Raw genomic sequence first — 25,716 nt, forward strand, 5'->3', positions numbered from 1 at the left:
TGAACATTGGAAAAGTTCCTTATAAAATTTGGAGAATAGTAAAAATAAAAGTCAAGGTAAATAACTTTTCCAAAGTTAGGTCCTAACAATCAGGAGGAATGATAAAAAAGGTTAAACTTTGGAAAAGTTCCTCTTATACCCATAACTAGAAGACCTTGAAGTAAAGTTGTAACAAACGATAAATTTTAAATTATTTAACATGCTTTCGATATGATAATAAAAACCAGGATGAGGAAGATTAAACAGTTAACATTGATAACAGCAATGTTCTTGTATCAGGGGTTATTATTGTCGCCTATTGCTTATTCTCAGTCAAATTTTTCCCAGTCGCATAGCAGCACTATTGTTCCGGATAATGCGAAAGAAAGGCTGAAAGAAATTTATGAAGAGAATATTTTTTCGGTAAATTCATTCAATGGGAGCTGGCTTCCTGATGGTTCGGGGTATCTTGATCTTGAGGATTTACCCGGACAAGACACACAGGCACTTGTCCGCTATGATGTGTATAGTGGCCAGCGTACTGTTTTGTTATCGAAAGCCAACTTTGATGGTCAAGGGTATACAGGTCGTTTTAAGATCAAAAATTACGTTTTGTCTTCGGACGGGGACAGAATTCTCGTAGAATTGTCCAGTAAGGAGGAGGATGACAGTAAGCCGGATTATTGGATGCTTGAGCGGAAGACGGGAGATCTTGAAAAGATTGTCGCCGGAACAAACAACAGTATTTCCCCTGATGGCAAGCAAATTCTCTATGCAGAAAAGGGAGACCTTTACATGTATCACCTTGTAAATGAAAAAATCACCCAGCTAACCAATGATGCAGTTGCCCAAACGATTTCTAACGCAAGGGCTGTTTGGAGCCCCGATGGAAAAAGGATTGCATTTGTACAATCTGATGCATCGGATGTCAGAAAGAGATCCTCGCTTATTCCGGGTGATCCCTCTTATCCGGAAGTAATAGAACAACGGTTTGCCAGGGTAGGTGGAGCTATTTCCAAACTACGGGTAGGCATTTTGGACATTGAGGGAAAAGAAACGCGATGGCTTTCAATACCCATGCCAAAAGAAGGGTATTATTTGGGAGAAGTAGCCTGGGCAGGGAATTCGGAAGAAGTACTTTTAGAAAAGAGAAGCCGTTTCAGGGACGAAAGGAAGTTTTTAATGGCTAATGTTAACAATGGTAAAGTCACTACTATTTACGAGGAAGCTGATCCGGCCTGGGTTGTAGCAAGCTACCGGACTAATGGAGGAGTGGATTGGGTCCATGATTACAGTAATTTTATTGTTCTTTCTGAAAAAGACGGCTGGAGACATGCCTATTTGTGTTCACGTGAAGGAAAGAAAGAGGTATTGCTGACTTCTGGAGATTATGACGTCATCGGACGAGCCGGTTTGGATGAAAATAAAGGATGGTTTTACTATTATGCATCGCCTGATAATGGTACCCAAAAGTATTTGTATCGGACTCGAATTGACGGGAAAGGAAAAGCTGAACGGATAACACCGATGGATCAACCAGGGACTCATACCTACAACATCTCCCCTGATGGCCAATGGGCCTTTCATACCTACTCCACGGCAAATACACCTCCGGTAACTGAGCTTGTCAGCCTACCGGATCATAAAGTTGAGCGTGTACTTGAGGAGAATGATGAGCTGCATGGAAGAATTAAGGAACTGGATTTCCAGCCAAAGGAATTCTTCAACCTTGATATCGGCAATGGTGTGGTTATGGATGCATGGATGATCAAACCCCGGGATTTTGATCCTTCCAAGAAATACCCTGTATTTGTTTATGTTTATGGCGAACCTCATGGGCAAACAGTAATGGATTCCTGGGGACATGCCATGACTGATTTTCATCGTGTTATCGCCGATCTTGGTTATCTGGTAGTATCCATTGACAACCGCGGCACGCCATGTCCCAAAGGAGCAGCCTGGCGCAGGGCAGTTGCAGGAAGTTTGGGGCCGTTGTCTACCGAAGAGCAGGCTGCAGGTTTACAAGAATTGGGCCGGACCTACAACTATGGTGACCTTGACCGCGTGGGCATCTGGGGCTGGAGCGGAGGAGGATCAAATACCCTTAATGCGATGTTCCGTAAACCGGAATTATATAAAGTGGGAATAGCTGTTGCCCCTAAACCCCAACCACAGCTTTACAATGCCTGGTTTCAGGAGATATATATGAACACTCCTGAAGTCAATCCTGAAGGATATCGGGAGTCGGCTCCAATTAACTTCGCAGAGGGACTAAAGGGAGATTTGCTGATAATCCATGGAACAGGGGAAACCAATACGCATATTGAAATTACCGAGGGACTGGTTGATCGCCTCATCGAATTGGGGAAGCCCTTTGATTACATGGCTTATCCCAATAGAGACCATGGTCTGAATGAAGGGAAAGGAACTCCTGTGCATATGAGGCTTCATCTTTTGAGGTATTTGCTTTCGCATTTGCCGCCAGGTGGCCGCTAAACCTCAAAAAGGATGTTTTAATCAATAATTCCCCTTAAGCGAGGTCCGCAATTGTTGCGTCTAACGAAGGAAAGAAAATATATGAATTCAAAACTATTTACCGAGAAACCTCCCATTACAGGCATCTTACTTTGTATTCTGTTTATTTTGATTGCAATACCTACAATGGGTCAGGGGCCGGTAGGCTATGTGGAATGCAAAATGGAGGAAACTTTTGAAGAACCCACCAATGTTGCTTTTGGCAGTGATGGGAATTACAAATACCTGTTTAATCAGGTGGGGCCGATGGTTTTTTCTCGGGGACAGTTTTTTGGAGGGCCGAGTTCGGCAAAAGTGGAAAAAGCATGGTACCAAACCATTAGTGAAATGGATGTGGAGGGGCCATCTGCCAAACTTGCCCAAGCCTTTGCCAGGTTAAAAAAGCATTTGACCGGTGAATCAGTGCTTAGCCCGGATCAGATAATGGAGCAGGACACCATTATTCAGGCCAATATTTCAGCGATCGGGATAAAGAAAGAAATCATTGAGCAGTCCTTTGATCTGATAAGGACCTATGAGGAAACGGCAGGCCCCCTATTCGATATCCATGGAAAAAAAATAATGTTACCCCGGGAAGTACAGCCAGGTATGGAGATTCACTACGCCCTTTTTTATATCATGGATGCCATTACCCGCAGCTACAGTGCTGCAAAACTGGAAGAATTCCCGCAGGTATATGAGGGAGCGATGTTCAAGACATCAGCTTATTTTCCGGGCAAGGTGGATCCCCCTAAAGACCAGCAAAATGTTTACCGGGTCAAGGTAAAGGCATCACAAGCCCCCAATTGGGGAACGCCCATCTATTTTCACCAGGATGCCTATTCCCGACGTCCGACTGGAGCTTATGTTGCGCCGGGCACTATTGTCAAAATAAAAGTACCATCTGCTGTTGTAAATAAGGATTACACCATTAGGGTAGGTACTCATTTTTGGGATTTAAAATATAGGAACAGAATTGCCCGGTTGGACAGGGCTACCATCATCTATCCTGTGGTAGATGAAACCATCACAGTGGGTTCTCCCCTTGGGGGGAACATTTATTTTGAAGTCCCCGAAGGAAAAGAGGATGGAATCATTGAATTGGAAATTACCGGAGCCGTACGCTCTCCTTATTTTTCGACCAGGGATTATAACAAAATCAGCCTGAAAGAATGGAAAGAAACCGAGCGCCATTACACCGGAGCATGGGCAGACTTTGAAACCGATAAATTTCTAATGCAGGTGCCCACAAGTTGGATCGATGATTTTGATGACCCGGAGACCATGCTGAAGCAGTACGATACAGCGATGGATGCCGTTGCCGATCTCTTGGGCAAGCCATTGCCACAGGGTACCCACTTTATGTTTCGTCAGGTAGATGCGATCATGCGGGCAGGGGTTCATGCCCCGGGATATCCGGAGATCAACGTTAGGTATGACCCTACGGAAGAATCGGACGGAAAAGGAAATCATATCATGCTGCAGCCACCAGTAAAGCAGCCCTGGGTCATTTTCCACGAAATGGGCCACTCTCATGTTCCTTCCTTTTTTGTTGACGAAACGGAATCTATTGTTAACCTCTTACATGTAGCCGTGGCAAATGACGGATTTGGTATGGAACTGGATTCGGCTTTCGGATCGTCGATAAGCAATCGGCTTGATGTAGATCTGGACGTGGCTGCCATCAATTTAATGGTTACGGATCCATTTCGAAACAATCAACCCTTAAACAGGGACCGCATGTCGTACCAACACCGGGGGCACGGCAAGTATGTGGATGTGGTGCGCCTATTTGGATGGGATGCCTTGGGAGACATGTTTATAAAAGTGAATGAGGACTATAACCGGGGTATTGTCATCAAAAAGACCCATCATCCAACCGATGACAGGATTTTGCGCATGTCTGTTGCGGCAGGGGTAGACCTCCGCCCATTGCTTCACTTTTGGGGCAGGCCACCCGAAAACAATAAGGCATTGGCTGACAGCCTTGATGTGGCAGGATTAACACCTTCAAGGGAAATATTTGAGACGCTGGAACACTATAAATCCATCCTTCCCAAAACTCTATCCGAGGCCAGGACCCATGCAAAGCTAATGTTTCCAAAAGACGGCCATCCTTCATCCGATGGGCATGACCTGGAGCGGGACATGGCCTTTATTTATAGCAGTTGGAACGAAGAATTTGCTACGCAATCGATAAAGCAAATTGAATTAATCCAAACGCTTTATTTCCCTGAAGAATGGCTTGATGGTGAATAAATCAAAATAGTGGGATAACATTTTATAATAATATGGAATCATTTCACAAATTAATTTTATTCCTTTTCCTATCTATAGCGGGTATATTTTCCTGCAATCAGGTAAAAGAAAAAAGGGTAAAGCCCAATATCGTTTTCATCTTTATTGATGATATGGGATGGAAAGATGTAGGGTTTATGGGTTCAGAATATTATGAAACACCACATATCGATCAATTGGCAAAAAAGGGTATGGTATTCACCCAGGCCTATGCCAATGCGGCCAACTGTGCGCCAACCCGCGCCTGTTTGCTTAGTGGTCAGTATTCAGCCCGGCATGGTGTTAATACCGTTGCCAGACCAGATCGTGGAGATCCGGAGGACAGGCGTTTGATCCCTATACCCAATTCCAGAACGGTGCCACTTGAGCATGTGATGATTTCAGAAGCTTTAAAACCTGCAGGGTACCGGTCTGCAGCAATAGGGAAATGGAATGTAGGAAATTCTCCTGAAAAACAAGGTTTTGATTTGGGCATACCCGGGTCAGGATTTCAAGGCCATTTCAATGAGGAAGGAGAATATCTTACGGACCATTTGACGGAAAAGGCAGTAAAATTTATCAAAGAAAACAATCCGCAAAAAACAGGAAATCCTTTTTTTCTTTACCTGGCCCATTATGCGGTTCATACACCCATACAGGCAAAAGACAGTCTGGTTCAAAAGTACCAGGAAAAGCAGGGAACCCCGTATCACAATAATTCCACCTATGCAGCCATGATCGAAAGTGTGGATCAAAGTGTGGCTAAAATAAATGGAATATTGGAGGAGCTCGGCTTGGTTGAAAACACCTTGCTGGTCTTCTTTTCAGACAATGGTGGACATGGAACCTATACGAGCCAAAAACCTTTGCGTGGAGGAAAGGGAATGTTTTATGAAGGAGGTATTCGGGAACCCATGTTTGCTTACTGGCCGGGTAAAATAAAAGCGGGAACAGTATGCCAGGAGCCCGTTATCGGCATCGACTTTTACCCGACTTTTCTGGAGCTTTCCGGTGTGGAAAAACCAATAGGTTATGTGTTGGACGGCCGGAGTATTGTCCCTTTGTTAAATGGAGAAAAAACCCTAAACCGGGAGGCACTTTTTTGGCATTTCCCTGCCTACTTGCAATCCTATGAGGGAATGAAAAAGGAGTCACGGGATACGCTTTTCAGATCAAGGCCGGTGAGTGTAATAAGGAAAGGAGATTGGAAGTTATTACAGTTTCACGAAGAGTGGGTGCTTGATGGCGGTCGGGAGAATTTGATGGAGAACAATGCCGTTGAATTATATAACCTTGCGACTGACATTGGTGAAACGAAGAACCTATCAGCCGTCGAAACTGATAAACGAGATGAGTTACTTGACGATCTTATAAACTGGCAAGAGGAGATTGATGCGCCGATTCCCAGCGAAGCAAATCCAAAATATGTAGCAAAGGGCAAAGGAAAGTAACAAATAGCATTATAAATCAGTGGGTTTTTAAAAAGCCTTCCATCCAATTGTAAATATCAAAATGAAAAGCATTTATTTCTTATTTATCATTTCCTTGATCTTTGTCTCGTTTAATACTTTCGGACAGGAGATTTTCAATGACAGTCTACAGAACGATGTAAATCAGGTTACTGAGAAACTGGTCACGAAATATGGAGATGAAAATGCTGAACGCATCGGTCGTGGTGTCAGGCACCTTTCTGATCTTTGGTTTGAAGAAAACGGTGATGGGCTTGAATTTCAGGAGTTCTGCATGAAACAGTTTATCCCTTCCGGTCCCGAGCTTGATCATGCGCTGCTTATTGCTGAACAACAATTTAGTGCCATCAATGGGTATCAGAGGGAACTCTCCCTTGCACTCGATTACCCATTGGTAACAATGACAAGACCTATCACTGAGCTCGACAGATTATTCAGCGATTCAAAAATTACGATTGATTTTTTCAAAAGTAAACTTGCCCTCGCCATCGCACTTAATTTCCCTTATTACACCAATGAAGAAAAGGAAGCATTTGGGCCAAACTGGAGTCGGAAAAAGTGGGCAATGGTAAGATTGGGAGATAAATTTGATTTTAGGTCCGATCCGGATAAGGAGCCCGACTCCATGCCGATTCCCGATGAGCTTCGTGATTACACCACCCGCTACATTCTTTCAATGGACCACGTGTTATCACCCGAACATAAAATTCTTTTTCCTGAAGGTACCCGGTTAAACAGCCATAATGGACTAAGGGATGAAATCAAAGGGCTCTACTTTAGGGATAACCCGTTGGAAAAGCAGCGAGTAATAAGTGCAATAGTGATGCATATCATCCATCAAACCATACCCGAATGCATGGTAGGAGAAACTTCTTATTATTGGGAACCCATAGCCAATAAGGTGTATCTGAAAGAAGGAGAAAACTTTATAGAAACAGATTTTAAGGCGGAACCTGATAATAGGTACAAAGTTTTACATCACAACATGTTATCGAAGATGCAACAGGATGCCAAATATCCTGAAGGATCAACCTATTTGACCCGAACCTTTAAAAACGGTCAACTCAGTGAAGAAAAAATTGTCTCCTTGCTGGAATCAGTTTTAAGCGCTGCAGAAAAGAAAGCCGTAGCGGCCTTGATTGAAAAAAAGATTGGGAGAAAGTTAGAACCCTTCGATATTTGGTACAACGGATTCAGCGACAATACCAATTACAAAATGGATGAACTGGATCAGCTGATCAAAGAAAAATATCCTACACCGATGGCATTCCAGCAAGATCTGCCCAACATCCTCAAAAGAATTGGTTTTCCGGATTTTGAAGCCGATTTTTTTGGCAATCACGTGGTTGTTGATCCAATTCCCTCCGGAGGACATGCCAATGGACCTCAAATGAAAGGCGCTAAAGCACATTTGCGTATCCGTTTTGAAAAGGATGGCCTAGATTACAAGAATTACAGGGTAGGCATGCATGAAATCGGCCATACCATTCAGCAGAATGTAGGCACTTACATGTCGGATTATTATTTACTGAAAGGCATCCCAGGCAGCCCCTATACAGAAGCCATGGCAGATCTTATTGCTTACCGCAACTTGATTGCCTTAGGAGTAAATCAGGAATACAGCGCCCGGGAAAAGCAGGATAATGCATTGGCTGCATTTTGGTTTGTTTGTGAAATGGGATCGGAAGCGCTCCACGAGATCAGGGTTTGGCATTGGCTGTATGAGCATCCGGATGCTACTGTTGACGAGCTTAAGGCTGCAACCATTACTATTGCGAAGGATATCTGGAACCAGTATTTTGCAGAAATTTTTGGTGTGAGAGATGTCCCAATCTTAGCCATTTATAATCATTTCATTTCCGGAGCGCTCTATTTGCACAGTTATCCCATTGGAAATATAGTCGTCATGCAATTGGAAGAGCAGTTCGAGGGAAAGGATTTTGCAACAGAAATGATACGAACATGCAAAATCGGTAAGCTTACACCCGATCTGTGGATGATAAAAGCAACCGGTGAACCTTTAAGTTCCAGGCCATTATTGACTGCCATGCGAAATGCGCTTGAAGCATATAAATAGCCGTTGTACAAGGCCTAGGGCATTTGCGGAAAAAATATAAAAAGTTTAACCCCTAAATAAATACCTTATCATGTGTAATAAAACCGGCAAATTTCTCTATCAACTAATTTCCCCTTTTCTTTTACTACTCGTTTGCGTTACTTCTGTGCATGCCCAAAAGAGTACGTTACCGGCAGACACTACTATTGTCTCTTCTGATGAAGTGACCGTTAATGGGAAAAGAATATCCTATCAGGTGACGGTAGGCACGCAGCCGGTATACGGTGCAGATGGAGCACCTGATGCAGCAGTGTTTTATACCTATTACAAGCGAAGTGATGTCGATCAGGTAGAAAATCGACCCATTGCATTCTCATTCAATGGAGGGCCGGGAGCTGCATCGTTGTGGATGCATTTGGGTTATACAAGTCCGAAACGGCTGGAAATAAGTGATGAGGGATATCCCATACAACCCTATGGTATCGTAGATAACCCGCATTCAATTATAGATGTAGCCGACATCGTATATGTTGATCCGGTTAATACGGGTTTTTCACGCATATTGAATGACGGCAAGCGTGAAGATTTTTTTGGGGTGTATCAGGACATTACCTACCTGGCTGACTGGATTGACAATTTCCTATCACGGCAAGGACGTTGGAGATCCCCAAAATATCTGATTGGGGAGAGTTATTCGGCAACACGCGTAGCGGGTTTATCAGGTGAACTGCAAGACATGCATGGGATTTACCTCAACGGAGTAGTTATTGTTTCCGGGACTAAAATGGAACTACCTATCTCAAGTAATGAAGTACTTCAATTACCTAACTACACGGCGGTAGCATGGTATCACAATAAGCTACCTGAAGATTTACAGAAAAAAGATCTTACTGAAATTCTCTCAGAAGTTGAAAAGTACGCCATCGAGGAATATTTACCTGCAGTCGAAAGAGGGGGATTTATCGATGAAGATCAGAAACAAGCCGTTGCAGAAAAAGTAGCCCGGTACACCGGTCTCAAAAAGGAATTCATATTGGACCACAACCTGACAGTCCCCACTAAAGCGTTCAGAAAAGAGTTACTAAGGGATGAAGGATATTTCCTGGGTTTTTCTGATGCACGGTATAAGGGTATTGATAAAATGGATGCTGGCGATACCTTTACCGGAAGTACTCCACCTGAGTCAGCTGCCTGGGATAATGCCTTCATGCCTGCCATTAATACGTATCTTCGAAAGGATTTAAATTTTAAAACAGACCTGCAATACCTTGTTTCTGGTCCTGTATTTCCCTGGCCATGGGATAGATTTACTGATGGGACAGGAGAGAAATTGCGTAATGCCATGATGCAAAACCCCAAACTTGAAGTATTATTTCAAGCAGGATATTACGATATGTTGGTCAATTATTTTAGACAAAAAAATGGTATGTGGAAGCTTGATCCAAGCGGTAAAATGAAAGACCGTTTACATTTTAAAGTGTATGAAAGTGGTCACATGATGTATGTGAGGGAGGAAGATTTGGTAAAGTCTACCAATGATCTCCGGGAGTTTATTCAACAAACAATCCCCATGAAAGGTGAACCGGCAAAGTATTGATGTAGACTATTCATAAGTCTAATCGATGGAAAGAATAAATGACACCTGGTTCATCTGATCCGGACGGTTTATGAGTTATAAAAATCCGGTTATAATTATTAAGAAAAAGAAAAAAACCTAAAAATGAGTCGTTTACAATTAAGGTTACCAAAAGTAATTTGCCTTTGCTGTTCAGTATTCCTTTTGTTACTATTTTCCTGCCAGGAAGCCTCCGTAGAGCAGCCTGATTGTGGATTATGCGCGGAAACGGGCGCGGAGTGGATTCAGGATGAAAAGCCCCTTCCGGCTTACGATTCGCTTTTTTATGAAGACAGGCCAGCACCCATATTCAGAAAGGAATTTTCGGTGGCTACAGAAATAGACAGCGCCATTCTATACATCACTGCCGCGGGATATTATAAAGCCTCTATCAATGGAGACAGCATTGGGAACAGGGTGCTGGATCCTGCATGGACGGATTACAGTAAAAGAATATATTATTCCCGGTATGCCCTTACCGATAAAATTCGGCAGGGGGAAAATTGCCTGGGTGTGACCCTGGGGAATGGGTTTTATAATCCACTGCCCTTGAGAAAATGGGGAAGGAGAAACCCCCGGGTAGACCTTACGGTTGGCAAGCCCACTTTTATGGCGAGGCTTGTAATCTATTATCCAAACGGGGAAATAAATGAAGTAAAAACAGACGCTTCCTGGACCTACGGATACGGCCCCCTGGTGAAAAACAGTGTCTACATTGGTGCCGTGTACGACCAGGGAAAGCAAATGGAAGGATGGGACCTGCCTGGCTTTAAGCCCGAATCCTGGCAAGCTGCCCAGGTGGGAGAAGGCCCTGGGGGTGAGCTACAACCCGCCTTTTTTCCTCCTGTCCGGATCATGGAGGAAATCCAACCCAAGGCCGTTTCTACCCTTTCCAATGGAAAACACATGGTGGACATGGGAGTAAATTTTACGGGGACCTATAGGATAAGAATTCCTCCCCATGCGGGGGATACCATTACCTTTAGGTTTGGAGAACGGGTGTACGAAGATGGAACACTGAATCCGATGACCACTGTAGTAGGGCAAATCAAGCGGGAGGGTATAGGAGGCCCGGGTGCCCCTCCCGTAGCCTGGCAAACGGATAGTTATATTTCAGGTAATAAAGAGGCCTTTTTTACACCGGATTTTGTCTACAGAACTTACCGCTACATGGAGATAGACGGCTTAAAAGAGCAGCCCGCCCTGGCTGATGTGCAGGGCTTGTTTATCTATTCAGACGTTCCGGATAAAAATAATTTTACCAGTTCAAATGCCTTGCTCAATGATATTCAGGATGCCGTAAAAAGGACTTTTCTTTCCAATTTGGTAAGTGTGCAATCTGACTGTGCCGTCAGGGAGAAATTTGGATATGGGGGAGATCTCAATGCGACGAACGAATCCTTTATTTACAATTTTGACATGCAGGATTTTTACACAAAAACGGTTTATGATTGGGTGGATGCCATGAATGATTCGACTTTTGTGGATACGGCTCCCTATGCCGGCATCAAGTATTGTGGTATCAGCTGGGAATCTGCCTACCTGATTACCCAGTATTACCTGTATTTGTATTACAACGATACGGATCTGGTGGAGGAGTTGTATGAGCGAAACCTGCAATGGATGGAAAAAGTGGCCAGGATCCATCCGGATGGATTGGTAGAAAGTGGCCTGAGTGACCATGAGTCCCTGGAGCCCGTGCCGGTACAATTGACAGGTACCGCCCATTACCTGCAATGTGCCCGCATCATGAAAACATTTGCTGCTGTCATGGAAGATGGAGAAAACGAGCGGCATTTCGAAGCACTGTCGGTAAGCTTGAAAAACCGGATCAAAGCAGCTTTTTGGGATCAGCCTGTAGAAGAACCGATAAACAGACAAACCCTGTTTTCCACGCTGCTTTACCACGATATCATTCCCGATCAGGAATTGGAAGCAGCAAGAGATTCCTTGTTGAAGGCTGTTTACAATGGCCCTTCAGGTCATTTTAACACAGGAATTTTTGGAACCAAGTACATCCTGGAGACCCTTTCCGGGCATGCCCCTATCAACAGGGTATTCGATATTGTAAACAGTACCGATTATCCGGGATGGGGCCATATGATCGATAGAGGAGCGACAAGCATTTGGGAAACCTGGAAGGAGAGTGACAACACTTTTACCAATAGTCATCCGATGTTTGGTACGGTGACCGAGTGGTTTTATCGCTGGCTGGGTGGAATCCGACCGGACCCCCAAAATCCCGGATTTAAGGTATTTGTACTGGCACCCAGAGTGCCCGATGAGTTGGATTCCATAGCCAGCAACTACCATTCACCCCATGGTGAAATCATATCTAATTGGAAAAAAGGGCTAGATGGGTCCATCACCTATGAAATAAAAATCCCCAATGGCAGTACCGCAAAGGTCTCTTTGTTGATGCGAACTGCTCAAAGCTTGTCAATTGAGAAAAGGGAGGGAGATTTTAATCCGGAAAACGTGAAGGGTTTGGCAACCGGCAATTTTGAACTGGAAGAAGGTGAATATACCATTCGCATTTCCAGCTAATGGATTTTAATGATATTGTCATTTTTGCATACTTGAGATCGGTTTAAGTAGGATAACTTACCTTGAAATCGATCTCTTCTCAGGTGAAAATCTAAATTAAAACTTAAAAATATAGTCATTTATCAAGTAATAGAAAATTGAATAAGCATGAATTTAAAATTGAAAACCAGCATTCCCCTGGTGATTTTGCAAAGCTGGTTGATTTTTTCCTGCGGTGACCCTGTCGAAAAAAAGCAAACGGATTACCGCCCAACCAACGTTTTGTTGATCACAGCAGATGACCTGAATTACAATTCAGTGGGAGTGTACGGTTGTACGGTACCTGATATTACCCCAAACCTGGACAAGCTGGCCCGAGAGGGCATGCGTTTTACCAATGCATTTGTGAATATTGCCGTTTGCCAACCCTCCCGCCAATCCATCATGACGGGCAGGTATCCGCATACCAATGGTGCACTGGCCTTCGATCCCATAGATAAGGCTGTTCCTACCCTGCAGGAGCAACTTACAAGGGCAGGATACCTGAATGGGATTTTGGGAAAAGAAATACACCTGAAACCTACAGAAAAATTCAATTGGGATTATTACATCCGGGAGGGGGACCTTTCCTCAGGACTTGGAATCGGCAGAGATCCGGATCTGTATTACCAGCATGCGCTGGAATTTTTCAACAAATCCAAAAAGGAAGACAAGCCCTTTTTTCTGATGGCCAATAGCCATGACCCCCACCGCCCTTTTGCCGACAGCGAACAGGAGAAGCGTATATGGGGAGAAGACCTCCCTGTCTTTACCCGAAAAATCACACCGGAAGAAGTTACCGTACCTGCTTTTCTTCCCGATCTGCCGGAGGTCAGGTTGGAAATTGCCGAGTACTACACCTCGGTATACAGGTTGGATCAGACAGTCGGTGCGATCATGAGCGCACTGGAGGACTCAGGACTTGGGGACAATACCCTGGTGATGTTTATCAGCGATAACGGCATGGCATTGCCCTTTGCCAAATCGAATTGTTACCTGAACAGCAACAAAACCCCCTGGATCGTAAATTGGCCGGGTGTGATCCCTGAAGGAAAAGTGGATAGTACCCATTTTATTTCAGGAATTGATTATATGCCTACTGTTCTTCACGCACTTCACTTACCGGTAGTACCGGATATGGATGGAACTTCTTTCCTACCGGTGCTGCAGGGAAAGACCCAACAAAACAGGACCAGGGTATTCACTGAATTTCACCGCATTTTCGCGGGCATTGATTATTCCATGCGCTGTGTACAGGAGGGGGATTATGGATACATCGTGAATTTCTGGAGCGATGGGGAGCACAAGATCCGCGGTGATGCAGCCAGCGGCAGGACCTATTCCGCCATGGTGGACGCGGCTCCTCAGGATGAATCCGTGGCCGAACGCCTGAAGATGTACGAGTACCGGGTTCCTGAAGAGCTATATGATTTTTCTAAGGACCCCGATGGACTCCACAACCTGATGGCTGATCCGGCTTACCAGGAAATCGCCGACGGGTTGAAGGCCCGGCTTCTCAGGGAAATGAAACGCACCGATGATCATTTGGCGGGTGATTTTGAGGAGGGGTTTTTATGAATATGGGGAACCATATAAGGGATAGAAGGGCATATAAGAGGAGTAAGGATGGATTTTATCTGTGTGGATGGGAATAATCAGGGGAGGTATTTTTTATTCACCACAGATGGTCACAGATTTTCACGGATTTTTTTTCTGGACCTAAGCCAAACCTTATGATCCCTTATATGTCTTCTATGGTTAAAAAAAAGGGAACCATATATAGAAGGGCATATAAGAGGAGTAAGGGCGGATTTTATCTGTGTGAATGGGAGGAATCTGTTGCCTTTTCAGGGCTTAGATTGTGTAAGTTGATTGGGCACATTGCATCATTTATTGGTAAGATGTATGATCTTCGAATTCTCGATAGTTTTTCCATTTTAGCCATGCAAGGGCGACATCCCTCAGCGATGGGTGCAGCCCAACGTCCGAGGAGTGCAATTTGACTCGGCCTGAGCCCTGTAGGTGCGTGATATTTTATTCATTTCCATACCGTTAACCTTTATCTTGGGAAAAATAATGTAAAGCCCTAATGCACATTATATTTCCTGCTTTTAAATATGGACAAAATGAACAAAACACTGTATCCGCTTTTTGGCATCGTAACGGTTTTAAATACGCCCTTCAAAACCGATGGGGCCATTGATTTTGTGGCCCTAAGAAAGAATGTAAAGCAGGCAATGAATGCGGGCGTGGCCGGGTTTCTGGTGCCGGCTATGGCTGCAGAAGTATACTCCCTTTCCCATCCGGAACGGATCAAAATAGTAGGAACCGTTTTGGAAGAAGTCAATCAGGCCGTTCCTGTGATTGCCGGTGCAGGTGAAACGGACCTGGTAAAAGCGAAATCCTTGTTAAAATCTTACATTGATTTGGGTTGTAGGCAGGTGCTTTTTCAAATCCCCTATCAAAACGAGGTGCAATTTAAAGCTGATTTTTTTCGACTGGCCGAGATCGACGCAGAAATGATCATGTTGCAGGATTGGGATGCCACCGGCTATGGTCTGCCTGAAAGGCTTATTTGCGAATTATTCGATAGCGTGGAAGCATTCCGATGCCTGAAGATCGAAACGGTTCCGGCCGGATACAAGTATTCCAGGATACTTTCTCTGACCAAGGGGCTTTTGAATGTCAGCGGGGGATGGGCGGTAACCCAGCTGATAGAGGGTTTGGAAAGGGGAGTCCATGCCTTTATGCCCACCGGCATGCATTGGATCTATACGGAGATTTTCCAACTTTGGACGCAAGGGAAAACCAGAGAGGCAGTGGAGCTTTTCGAAAACATCCTTCCGGTCCTGGCTTTTTCCAATCAGCACCTGGAGATTTCCATCCATTTTTTTAAAATGCTGCTTTACCGTCAGGGAATTTACCCTACACCACATGTACGTCATTCCCGCATTACTTTTGACAGCTACCATCAAAAAACAGCAGAAGGGTTAATCCAGCGAATAATTAAGCTGGAAGAAGGAATTAGGGCGAAAAAGAGGTGAACCATATAAGGGATATAAGAACATATAAGTGGGGGCTGTTAAAGCATTTATTTGTGGTAATTTATGGTGGACAATATTAATTTACCACAGATGAACAGAGATTTCCACGGATTTTTTGCTGGATTGAGCCCAAACCTAATATTCCCTTACATGCCTTACATGGTTCAAAAAAAGGGGAAACATATAAGGAATAGAAGGACATATAAGGGTGGATTTTATCTATGTTAATCCGAAAAATTTGTGGTGTTTTTTGATTCACCACAGATGGGCACAGATTTTCACGGATTATTTTTCCTGTGTCCAACCCAAACCTTATATTCCCTTACATGTCTTATATGGTTTTAAAAAAAGGGAACCATATATGACATATAAGAAGAGCAGTGGTGGGTTTTCTTTGTGTTAATCCGAGAAATCTGTGGTGTGTTTTTTTGGGTCACCACAGATGGGCACAGATTTTCAAGGATTATTTTTTCTGGCTCTAACCCAAACCATATATTTCCCTTACATATGGTTCAAAAAAAGACAACCAGTCTTTTAAAGTTCTTCCTGATAATTTTTTAACCATTAACCCTTATCTTCCCGACATGTTACTACAGGGGATAGATTGGCTGATTTTACTTTCTTTTTTCGTTCTTTCTTTGGGTATAGGCTTGTATAGCTCCAGGAAATCAGCAAAAAACATCAATGAGTTTTTTAAAGCCGGAGGCAACTTGCCCTGGTGGGTATTGGGTACTTCCATGGTGGCCACAACATTTTCTACAGATACCCCTAATCTGGTAACTGATATTGTCCGGAAAAATGGTATTTCCGGCAATTGGGTTTGGTGGAGTTTTTTATTGACAGGCATGCTCACCGTTTTTTTCTTTGCCAAACTCTGGAAAAGATCGGGCGTGTTGACGGATATTGAATTTTATGAATTGAGGTACAGTGGAAAGGCAGCTTCTTTTCTCAGGGGATTCCGGGCCATCTATCTGGGTGTATTCTTTAATATCGTCATCATTTCAGGAGTATCCCTGGCTGCCATCAAAATCGGGACAGTCTTGTTGGGCATCAGCCCCATGGCCACGCTGATGGTTTCCGGATTGGTCACCGTCATCTACAGTTCCCTGGGCGGGTTAAGGGGAGTCGTATTTACTGATTTTATTCAGTTTATTTTATCGTTGGCAGGAGCCACGGCAGCCGCCTGGGTAGCGGTTAATCATCCCGCAGTCGGGGGTTTGGAGAATTTGGTCAACCATGACATGGTGGTGGGAAAGCTGAACTTTATACCTGATTTTTCCAATAGGGAGATATTCCTTGCGGTATTTTTGATCCCCCTCTTTATCCAATGGTGGTCGGTTTGGTATCCGGGTTCGGAACCCGGAGGGGGTGGATTTATTGTTCAGCGGATGCTGGCAGCAAAGGACGAACAAAACGCCCTTTCTTCCGTCATGTTATTTACCATTGTCCATTATGCCATCAGGCCCTGGCCCTGGATCATTGTGGCTTTGTGCAGCATTATTGTTTTCCCTGATTTGCAAACCCTGCAACAGGCTTTCCCGGGTGTTGATCCTGCGATTGTTCAGGATGATTTGGCTTATCCGGCCATGCTTTCCTTTATGCCTGTGGGGATTATGGGGCTGGTGGTGACTTCTTTGGTGGCGGCCTACATGTCCACCCTGTCTACCATGCTCAACCTGGGTTCTTCCTATGTGGTCAATGATTTTTACCTGAGGTTTATTCATCCCAAAGCCTCACAGCAACACCTGATTACCGTAGGCCGGCTTTCCACAGTACTGATCATGGTTTTGGGAGGATATGTGGCCCTGCAGTTAGAAAATGCCCTCCAAACTTTTGGTATTTTGCTGCAGATTGGGGCTGGTACGGGATTGATTTATATATTGAGGTGGTATTGGTGGAGGATCAATGCCCTTAGTGAGATTGTGGCCATGGCCGTTTCCTTTCTGATAGCCCTGTATTTTGCATTCCTTCACGATTATTTTTTTGATCCCCTATCCAATTCGGTGGAGTTGATCACAGGTATCCTGATTACCACCACAAGCTGGATACTGGTGGCACTTTTGACACCAGCAACGGATAAAGGAGTGTTGAAGGCATTTGTCCGCAAAACGAATGCCCCTGGTCCGGGATGGAAAAGGGTTTACGGATGGATGAAGGTAAAGGGAGAACAAGCAGCTGTTTCGGGTTATTTTGACTTTCAGGCGGCGGTATTGGCCTTTGCTGCCGGTATTACCGGCGTCTATGCCTTTTTGTTTGGCACCGGTAGTTTTTTGTTGGGAAGTCCGGGGCAGGGTTTGCTGTTGATGCTGCTCGCCGGCTTGGGATTCGGTGCATTGGTCTTTCTGAGAAAAAGGTTTCAATAGCAACAATTGAAAACAAATTAATTAGTTTGGAAAAAGGGTATACCTGGAAAGATATGTCAGATCTCCTTTTTAAATCCTAAATAGATGGTAAGTCTTGTAGCAAAATGAAGCTTCCCTTCGTCCAATATTTAGGGCTTAAATCAGGTTTGGTTTAGAAAATTGTCTACTGGTGATTTTTCTATTCCTGATATCCAATCTCCTGGTAGAAATCGTCTTGCAGGAGGAAGCCCTGAACAATTATTTATTATCAAGAACGAAATATTATTTTAGTTAATTCAATTAAATTCGCAAAAATTTTCAGGTTATTGTTTTGTTAATTTAGGGTGTTGATCACATGAAAAATTTAATTTTTATACTTTTCCTTTTTGGTTTGAACCTACCTGGTCTGGCTCAGAAAATAACTATAAGCGGCACCATCACAGAAGAAGGTACTGGCGAACACCTGATAGGAGCGAATATTTATGATAAAATTTCGCAAAAAGGTACCGTAGCCAACCAGTTTGGTTTTTACAGTTACACAACCAATAGTGATAGTCTGGACCTGTTTTTCAGCTTTGTGGGTTTTCAGACCCAGCATATAAGGCTAAAAGCAAGCAAGGATACGGTGATCAATGTAGACTTAATGCCAGATGGCAACCTGCAGGAAGTGGTGGTGTCCGCTTCGGAAATGGACCAGATCCAGGAAGTGAGCCGGATGAGTTCTATCAATGTTCCCATCAAACAGATCAAGGAATTGCCGGCCCTGATGGGAGAGGTAGATGTGTTTAAAGTATTGCAGTTGCTTCCCGGAGTGCAATCGGGTACTGAGGGAGGAAGCGGTTTATATGTCCGGGGAGGGGGCCCGGACCAAAACCTGATCCTGCTGGACGGGGTACCGGTGTACAACGCTTCGCACCTTTTTGGCTTCTTTTCCATCTTCAACGCCGACGCCATCAACAATGTCGAGTTGATCAAAGGGGGCTTCCCTTCCAGGTATGGCGGCAGGTTGTCTTCCGTGATTGACGTAAGCATGAAGGAAGGCAACATGCAGGAATTCAAAGGGGAGGGTTCTATTGGCCTGATAGCCTCCAAAGTGACCGTGGAAGGCCCCCTCAAAAAGGATCAGACCTCCTTTATTTTTTCAGCCCGGCGAACCTACCTGGATCTTTTGGCCAGGCCCATCATCAAGGCGGCTACCTCGGGCAATGAAAATGTAGGTTATTATTTCTATGACCTTAACGGCAAAATCAACCATATTGTCAACGATAAAAACAGGCTGTACCTGAGCGTTTATTCCGGGGACGACAAGGCTTATTCCAAATACAAGGACTTCTATGTCAATAACAATGAAAGGACGGATTACGATGAAGAGTTTGGCCTGAAATGGGGCAATTTCATCACTGCCTTGCGCTGGAACAATGTGATCAACAGCCGTTTGTTCAGTAACCATACTTTTACCCACAGCAGGTATAAGTTTGACCTTTTCAGTAACTACGAGGAGAAAATTACCGGTGCTGGTGTAAACGAAACCAATATTTATTCAGAGCGGTACTTTTCAGGCATCCGGGATTGGGCAGTTAAATCGGATTTCGATTATATTCCCAATCCGGACCATTATATCCGGTTCGGTACCAATGTGATTTTCCATAAATTTTCGCCTGGTGTGTATGCCAGCAAAAGCACCGAAGCGGAAAATGACCTGAGACTGGGTGCGGATGAACTCAATTCCGTGGAATATGCCCTGTATGCGGAAGATGATATCAACCTCAGCTCCAGGTTAAAGGCCAATCTGGGACTGCACTATTCCGGTTTCCTTACAGAAGACCAACATTACAACAGCCTTCAGCCAAGGATTGCAGCCAGGTACCTGGTGAATTCCAGCACATCCTTAAAAGCATCCTTTGTGACCATGGTCCAGTTTATTCACCTCCTGACCAATGCAGGCCTGGGGCTGCCCACCGACCTTTGGGTGCCGGCCACCCCGAGAATAGGCCCCCAGGAAGCCATGCAGGTGGCACTGGGAGGGGTACGCAATTTCAAGGGTTTTGAAATAACGCTGGAAGCCTACTACAAGACCATGGATGGGCTGATTGAATACAAGGATGGAGCCACTTACCTCAACCTGGATGAGGACTGGCAGGACAAGGTAGCCGTAGGAGAGGGCAGGAGCTACGGGGCGGAATTCCTGGTTCAGCGAAAAGTAGGCAAAGTCTCCGGATGGTTGGGATATACCCTTTCCAATACGGAGAGGAGATTTGATGAGGTTAATTTTGGCAAATGGTTTCCCTACAAGTATGACCGCAGGCATGATGTAAGTTTTGCCCTCACCCATGAGTGGAGGGACAATAAGGATTTTTCCCTGGCCTGGGTCTATGGTACCGGCAATGCGGTTTCTCTCCCTACGCAGCGGTACGAGGGATTGGAAGTAAGCAGGTATGGAGGGTTCTCCAGGCCCAATGTGGAATATTACGAACGCAGAAATAATTTCAGGAACAGGGATTACCACAGGCTGGATTTGAGTTTCAGTTGGTGGAAAACCAAAAGCTGGGGGGAAAGAAAATGGACCCTGGGCATTTATAATGTGTACAATCGCATGAATCCATTCTTTATGGACCTGGGCAGTGACAATCAGGGCAACCGGAAAGTGATGCAATACAGCCTGTTTCCAGTTATTCCCTCCTTTTCTTATAGTTTTAAATTCTGATTTATGGCTATTCCACAAACATTTAAATTTTTCCGATCACTGGTGATCCTTGGGGTACTTTTTGTCTATTCCTCCTGCGAGACTACCGTGGACATAGACATTCCATTTGAGAAACCGCAGGTTACGGTCAATTCCAGCCTTGCGCACAATACTTTTCCTAAAGTGCGGGTAACCTACAGCAAGCACATTCTGGATAACAATTGGGAGTTTGAGCCCATCAGGGAGGCTGAGGTAAAGCTGATCCATCAGGGAGAAACTTATCTGCTCGATTTTGATGAAGCCACCGGAGAGTTCATCAGTCTGGACCATATGATTTCGGAAGGCAACGAATACAGGATCGAAGTGCTGGTGGAAGGATATGAGCCGGTCACTGCCACCGAAATTATTCCGACTATAGTACCCATAAAAAACCTCGTTTACCAAGGTCAGGTACAGGTAGATTCCTGGTCCTCCAGGGATGATATTCAGTTGACTTTTGATGATCCTGCAGGGGAAAACTATTATGAGATTTCAGCCCAATATTACAGAGCGTACACTTACACGGATCAGGATGGCAATTTGGTATATTACGAAGACAATTATCCACTTTATCTGGAGCCTAAAAATCCAAGTTATGAAAAGGATTTCAATACGGATGGGGAGTTGTTGATTGATGACAAATTATTTGATGGTGCTGAGGCCAAAATCGATTTGTTTATTGATGGCTCCTACTTTTCGGAAGAAATGGACGGTGAAGTGTCATTTACCCTGAAGGTTGTGACAAGGAATTACTACCTGTTCCATTCTACCTATGGCCTGCAATGGTGGAACGATGGTGATCCTTTTGCCCAGCCGGTGCAGGTTTATTCCAATATATCGAATGGCATAGGTATCGTTATGGGGGAGAGTATTTCGGTAAAGAGAATGGAGGAGTAATTGGCTGAAGTTGATTAAAAAGGGTGCACCACAGATTACTCAGATTAACACATATAAACTGGATTTGCAATCCTGGTTTCGTAAACAAATTGGAATTGTAGCTTATTCCGGTACAAGGTACTTTCAAAACTCCAAACCCTTCAGCTCTTCGGGAGAATTGATGGTGGTTTCCTCAAAATGCAAACTCCAGCCCATGGTTTTGGTAATGATATAAATCCTGGATAACTCGGTATGTAATCGTTCCCTGGCGTCGGATTTCAGGTCTGATTGATTGATTTTTTCCTCCAGAATAGTATTGATCCTCCCCTTGATTTTGTTGTAATCCGCCGCATCGAATTTATTGAAATAATCTTGGCTGATATCGTAGTACTGCAGGTCAGGATAGATATTGACTTCTGGTTCAGGTATATGGGTTATCCGAACCTGCCGGGCCTCAGGATCTATTTCTGTTTGAATCTGGCGGAGATCGTAGCCTATGGTGACCTTTGCATTCACGATCACCAGGGCTTTTTTATTGGCGGAGAAAATATCAAAATAATTTCTCCGTGTATTTTTATAACTCAATATCTGGGAGAAATGGCCCTCTGTCACGATGAGCTTACCCACCTGCTTGATTTCCTGTTCAATTAAAGCGGTATTGAGCTGTAATTCTTCTTTTTCATTTTTCTTTTTTACAAAGTAGAAGATCATTAAGAATAACAGTATTGCCGTAACTATACCGGCTAGAAACCTGTACATAATCCTGGATAATATGGTGGAAAATACATTCCTAAAAAACGAATTGAATGCCAATAGGTAAAGTAAATATATTCCTTTTTGGTTAGGGATTTTGGTAGAATCACCAAAAAAACCAGGAAAGTGCTATTAGCTACCCGGTAAAATAAAGTAGAATATGTTTGGCTTCCTAAAAACCAGGAATGGAAAGCAAGTTTTTATTTAAAACGGGAAGGAAAAAATATTATTGGAATAATCATTTTAAAAAAAGTATTACATTGAATATCTTAGTAGCATTGCCCATTTCAATAACCTCAAAAAAACAGATATGCAGGACTTTCCATGGTTTAAATTTTATCCGAAAGCCGTCCCCACGACAATAGACCCCGATGAATTCAGTTGTGTTGTAGATTTATTTGAAGAAAGCATCCAGAAATATGGGGATGCGGTAGCTTATGAATGTATGGGCAAGACCATGTCATTCAATGAGCTCGATGAGCTGTCCAGGCACTTTGCTACTTTTTTGCAACAGGAACTCCATATGGAAAAGGGAGATCGGATCGGCATTCAGATGCCCAACCTGTTACAATATCCGGTAGCCATGTTTGGTGCCCTGAGGGCGGGGCTGATTGTGGTGAATACCAACCCCTTGTATACTTCCTCTGAGATGAAACACCAGTATTCGGATGCCGGCGTCAAAACTGTCGTTATTCTGGCAAATTTTGCCCATAACCTGGAAAAAATCAGAGAGGAACTAGGGATAAAGCATATCGTCACCACCGAAATTGGAGACCTCCTTGGAGGGCTAAAAGGGACCATTGTTAATCTGGTGGTCAAATACATCAAAAAAATGGTACCGGCCTATTCCTTGCCCGGAGCCTGGACCTTCAATAAAGCCCTGGCTGCCGGGGAAAATAAAACCCTTGAAAAACCAACTTTAAAATCGGAAGATTTGGCATTTTTACAATATACCGGAGGCACTACCGGGGTGTCTAAGGGAGCCATGCTGAGCCATGGAAACATTGTGGCCAACATGCAACAGATTTCCGCCTGGATGAAACCCAAACTCAAAGAGCGGGAGGAAACCGTTATCACCGCCTTACCCTTATACCATATCTTTGCTTTGACAGTCAACTGTCTGGCCATGATGAAGATTGGTGCACACAATGTGTTGATCACCAATCCCCGGGACATGCCGGCATTTTGTAAGGAACTTAAAAAGCATCCCTTCAGTGTATTTACCGGCGTGAATACGCTTTTTAACGGATTGCTCAATCAGGCCTCTTTCCGGGATTTGGACTTTAGCTCGCTGAAGATCGCCGTAGGTGGGGGCATGGCCGTACAAAAATCGGTTGCCAGGCGCTGGGAGCAAGTTACCGGTACGCCATTGGCCGAAGGTTATGGTCTGACAGAAACTTCCCCTGTTGTTTCCTGTAATCCCATAGATGGCACAGAAAGGTTAGGTACCATTGGCGTACCATTACCCAATACAGAGGTCAAGATTGTGGACGATGAAGGAAAATCATTGCCCGTGGGTGAAAGGGGCGAATTATGTGTCAGGGGTCCGCAGGTCATGCCTGGTTATTGGCAGCGGCCCGAAGAGACAAAGGATGCTTTTTACGAGGAATGGTTCAAAACCGGAGACATTGCCGTACAGGATGAGGATGGCTTTTTACAGATTGTTGACCGGAAAAAGGAAATGATACTGGTCTCCGGCTTCAACGTTTACCCCAATGAAGTAGAGGATGCCCTGGCTGCACATGATGCTGTCAATGAGGTAGGCGTGATCGGCTTACCGGATGAGAAATCTACAGAAAAAGTAGTGGCCTATGTGGTTAAAAATGATGCTCCATTGACTGCAGAAGAACTGATAGCTTTCAGCAGGGAAAACCTCACCAGCTATAAGGTGCCCAAGGAAATTTATTTTGTCGATGAACTTCCGAAATCCAATGTGGGTAAGATTCTCAGGCGGGTAATCCGGGAGAACCATGAAAAAAACCACTGATCAGGCCAACTTTGGGCCTTCTTCCAGCGATTTGATAATTCTGGCAGGGTTTCCTCCCGCCAGCATATCTGAAGGGATACTTTTGGTCACCACTGCCCCGGCTGCAATGATGCTGCGATCGCCTATGCTTACTCCCGGGCAGATGATGGCTCCTCCTCCGATCCATACATCAGAGCCTATGCTGACCGGCTTTCCAAATTCCAGCAGGCTACCGCGGGTTTCAGCGTTTATGGGATGCGTAGCTGCATAAATCTGAACATTTGGACCGAACAGGCAACGGTCTCCTATCGTGACCTGATTGACATCCAGAATGACACAGTTAAAATTAAAAAATACCTGCTCACCAATATGTATATTGTACCCATAATCGCAGAAAAAAGGTGGCTCTAAACCGAAATCCCTGCCCATTCTTCCAAAAAGTTCCTCCATGATTTCCTTTCTTTTGTGGACTTCATCGGGGAAGCTGTCGTTGAGTGCTTTCAAAAGTCTACGGGCATGAAGCCTTTCCCGGGTAAGGGTTTCATCGGAGGCAAGGTATAATTCTCCTGCCAACATCTTTTCTTTTTCAGATTTCATTTCAGGATTTTTTCGAGTTGATTCAGGTGTCTTTTTTCGTGGGTTATTATGATTTCAAAAGCATCATCCAGGGAATAAAAGATCCAATCGTTGGCTGGAGACCTGATCATGAGATTTTGGTCCAGCAAATGATCTAAATCCTGAATGTAGACTGAAAGTTCATCTTGTTGCTTGAAAAAAGCCGTTAAAAGGTCATTGTTATAAGTGGAACCCGATGGTTCCCAGGTCTTGAATGTTTTGATTTTTTGCGGTTTTTTGTTGGCCTCTAAAATCATTTGGCCCATTTTTTTCCCGATAAAAGGGATTTTTCCCAAAAATGGGCTTTGGTGTGTGTTTTCGACAAGCTGATCAAAGGTTGGGAAATAGGAAGTATTGACCAAAACCAGGTGATGGATAATTTCCATGGGACTCCAATGATTGGGGGCTGGTTTTAGGTTCAACCGGGTTAAATCATAATCTTGGAGTAGTTTTTCAAACTTCCAGGTCAATTGGGTCAATTCCATTTGCCAGGTATCGGCTTTTTCTTTCATTGGATGTATTATTAAGGGCAGGTTTAACTAATTGGGTTGAGGGTTCAGGAGAACAAGCAAATTTCAAACCAAAAACTAAAAGTTAAAACCTATAATCCGCAGCATCACACTTTAATCAATTGATTAATAGGGGTAAAAACCTGTCAGGTTTCATCTACTCAAAGTTTGTTGTTGGTTGAATATCACCATAAACCTGACAGGTTTGCGGATTTTAAGTATTATAAGCTATTGATGCGTATGGATAAAGACCATTTGGATTTCACTTGTTAAATTTCAACAAACAGCTGATTACCGACAATACCTGATAGGTTTGTGGTAATAAAGTAATATTAAGCATTTGCAGTTAGTAATTCAAGAAAGAAATTAAAACTTTCTATTTTGATTTTCCCGGCTAATGCCTTTATTTAGTTC

General features: G+C 44.0%; 15 protein-coding genes. 12 read left to right on the top strand and 3 right to left on the bottom strand.

The features are described 5' to 3' along the window. The first annotated feature begins 228 nt into the window (after positions 1–228). From HUJ21_RS23560 to HUJ21_RS23610, 11 genes are all read left to right on the top strand, one after another. Complete coding sequence (locus tag HUJ21_RS23560) at positions 229–2,475, top strand: DPP IV N-terminal domain-containing protein (RefSeq protein WP_291373361.1); 2,247 nt, start codon at positions 229–231, stop codon at positions 2,473–2,475. An 81-nt stretch (positions 2,476–2,556) separates the two neighbouring features. After that, positions 2,557–4,752 carry a M60 family metallopeptidase gene (locus tag HUJ21_RS23565; RefSeq protein WP_291373362.1) on the top strand — a complete coding sequence of 732 codons (2,196 nt, stop codon included), beginning with the start codon at positions 2,557–2,559 and terminating at the stop codon, positions 4,750–4,752. 32 nt (positions 4,753–4,784) lie between these two features. Beyond that, a complete protein-coding gene (locus HUJ21_RS23570) occupies positions 4,785–6,221 on the top strand; it encodes a sulfatase (RefSeq protein ID WP_291373364.1) in 1,437 nt (478 codons plus the stop codon). Between the two features lie 61 nt (positions 6,222–6,282). Further along, positions 6,283–8,316 (top strand): hypothetical protein, encoded by a 2,034-nt coding sequence (locus HUJ21_RS23575; RefSeq protein WP_291373365.1) that lies wholly within the window; start codon positions 6,283–6,285, stop codon positions 8,314–8,316. Between the two features lie 70 nt (positions 8,317–8,386). Further along, positions 8,387–9,892 carry a carboxypeptidase gene (locus HUJ21_RS23580; protein ID WP_291373366.1) on the top strand — a complete coding sequence of 502 codons (1,506 nt, stop codon included), beginning with the start codon at positions 8,387–8,389 and terminating at the stop codon, positions 9,890–9,892. 123 nt (positions 9,893–10,015) lie between these two features. Next, on the top strand, positions 10,016–12,457 hold the full coding sequence (locus HUJ21_RS23585) for an alpha-L-rhamnosidase (RefSeq protein WP_291373368.1): 2,442 nt from the start codon (positions 10,016–10,018) through the stop codon (positions 12,455–12,457). 147 nt (positions 12,458–12,604) lie between these two features. After that, the gene (locus HUJ21_RS23590) at positions 12,605–14,053 is read left to right on the top strand and encodes a sulfatase (RefSeq protein WP_291373369.1); all 1,449 of its coding nucleotides are present in this window, start codon (positions 12,605–12,607) and stop codon (positions 14,051–14,053) included. A gap of 548 nt (positions 14,054–14,601) precedes the next feature. Beyond that, positions 14,602–15,519 carry a dihydrodipicolinate synthase family protein gene (locus HUJ21_RS23595; protein WP_291373371.1) on the top strand — a complete coding sequence of 306 codons (918 nt, stop codon included), beginning with the start codon at positions 14,602–14,604 and terminating at the stop codon, positions 15,517–15,519. Positions 15,520–16,103: 584 nt separating this feature from the next. Beyond that, positions 16,104–17,882 carry a sodium:solute symporter family protein gene (locus tag HUJ21_RS23600; protein WP_291373373.1) on the top strand — a complete coding sequence of 593 codons (1,779 nt, stop codon included), beginning with the start codon at positions 16,104–16,106 and terminating at the stop codon, positions 17,880–17,882. Between the two features lie 334 nt (positions 17,883–18,216). After that, the gene (locus HUJ21_RS23605) at positions 18,217–20,565 is read left to right on the top strand and encodes a TonB-dependent receptor (protein ID WP_291373374.1); all 2,349 of its coding nucleotides are present in this window, start codon (positions 18,217–18,219) and stop codon (positions 20,563–20,565) included. A gap of 3 nt (positions 20,566–20,568) precedes the next feature. Beyond that, complete coding sequence (locus HUJ21_RS23610; protein ID WP_291373376.1) at positions 20,569–21,480, top strand: DUF4249 domain-containing protein; 912 nt, start codon at positions 20,569–20,571, stop codon at positions 21,478–21,480. Positions 21,481–21,603: 123 nt separating this feature from the next. On the opposite strand, the gene HUJ21_RS23615 is transcribed toward HUJ21_RS23610, so the two are convergent. Further along, complete coding sequence (locus tag HUJ21_RS23615; RefSeq protein ID WP_291373378.1) at positions 21,604–22,170, bottom strand: DUF4230 domain-containing protein; 567 nt, start codon at positions 22,168–22,170, stop codon at positions 21,604–21,606. A gap of 352 nt (positions 22,171–22,522) precedes the next feature. On the opposite strand from HUJ21_RS23615, the gene HUJ21_RS23620 reads away from it, so the two are divergent. Continuing rightward, positions 22,523–24,199 carry an AMP-binding protein gene (locus HUJ21_RS23620; protein WP_291373379.1) on the top strand — a complete coding sequence of 559 codons (1,677 nt, stop codon included), beginning with the start codon at positions 22,523–22,525 and terminating at the stop codon, positions 24,197–24,199. On the opposite strand, the gene HUJ21_RS23625 is transcribed toward HUJ21_RS23620, so the two are convergent. Continuing rightward, complete coding sequence (locus tag HUJ21_RS23625) at positions 24,200–24,775, bottom strand: sugar O-acetyltransferase (RefSeq protein WP_291373381.1); 576 nt, start codon at positions 24,773–24,775, stop codon at positions 24,200–24,202. Continuing rightward, a complete protein-coding gene (locus HUJ21_RS23630; protein WP_291373382.1) occupies positions 24,772–25,305 on the bottom strand; it encodes a DinB family protein in 534 nt (177 codons plus the stop codon). The genes HUJ21_RS23625 and HUJ21_RS23630 overlap by 4 nt, the downstream gene beginning before the upstream one ends. Between the last annotated feature and the right edge of the window lie 411 nt (positions 25,306–25,716).

It is taken from the genome of Cyclobacterium sp., assembly GCF_014762705.1.
GTDB lineage: Bacteria > Bacteroidota > Bacteroidia > Cytophagales > Cyclobacteriaceae > Cyclobacterium.

Excerpts from the sequence above, each read along its gene's own strand:
- HUJ21_RS23560 (WP_291373361.1), top strand. The coding sequence starts at position 229 with ATGAGGAAGATTAAACAGTTAACATTGATAACAGCAATGTTCTTGTAT.
- HUJ21_RS23565 (WP_291373362.1), top strand. The coding sequence starts at position 2,557 with ATGAATTCAAAACTATTTACCGAGAAACCTCCCATTACAGGCATCTTA.
- HUJ21_RS23570 (WP_291373364.1), top strand. The coding sequence starts at position 4,785 with ATGGAATCATTTCACAAATTAATTTTATTCCTTTTCCTATCTATAGCG.
- HUJ21_RS23575 (WP_291373365.1), top strand. The coding sequence starts at position 6,283 with ATGAAAAGCATTTATTTCTTATTTATCATTTCCTTGATCTTTGTCTCG.
- HUJ21_RS23580 (WP_291373366.1), top strand. The coding sequence starts at position 8,387 with ATGTGTAATAAAACCGGCAAATTTCTCTATCAACTAATTTCCCCTTTT.
- HUJ21_RS23585 (WP_291373368.1), top strand. The coding sequence starts at position 10,016 with ATGAGTCGTTTACAATTAAGGTTACCAAAAGTAATTTGCCTTTGCTGT.
- HUJ21_RS23590 (WP_291373369.1), top strand. The coding sequence starts at position 12,605 with ATGAATTTAAAATTGAAAACCAGCATTCCCCTGGTGATTTTGCAAAGC.
- HUJ21_RS23595 (WP_291373371.1), top strand. The coding sequence starts at position 14,602 with ATGAACAAAACACTGTATCCGCTTTTTGGCATCGTAACGGTTTTAAAT.
- HUJ21_RS23600 (WP_291373373.1), top strand. The coding sequence starts at position 16,104 with ATGTTACTACAGGGGATAGATTGGCTGATTTTACTTTCTTTTTTCGTT.
- HUJ21_RS23605 (WP_291373374.1), top strand. The coding sequence starts at position 18,217 with ATGAAAAATTTAATTTTTATACTTTTCCTTTTTGGTTTGAACCTACCT.
- HUJ21_RS23610 (WP_291373376.1), top strand. The coding sequence starts at position 20,569 with ATGGCTATTCCACAAACATTTAAATTTTTCCGATCACTGGTGATCCTT.
- HUJ21_RS23615 (WP_291373378.1), bottom strand. The coding sequence starts at position 22,170 with ATGATCTTCTACTTTGTAAAAAAGAAAAATGAAAAAGAAGAATTACAG.
- HUJ21_RS23620 (WP_291373379.1), top strand. The coding sequence starts at position 22,523 with ATGCAGGACTTTCCATGGTTTAAATTTTATCCGAAAGCCGTCCCCACG.
- HUJ21_RS23625 (WP_291373381.1), bottom strand. The coding sequence starts at position 24,775 with ATGAAATCTGAAAAAGAAAAGATGTTGGCAGGAGAATTATACCTTGCC.
- HUJ21_RS23630 (WP_291373382.1), bottom strand. The coding sequence starts at position 25,305 with ATGAAAGAAAAAGCCGATACCTGGCAAATGGAATTGACCCAATTGACC.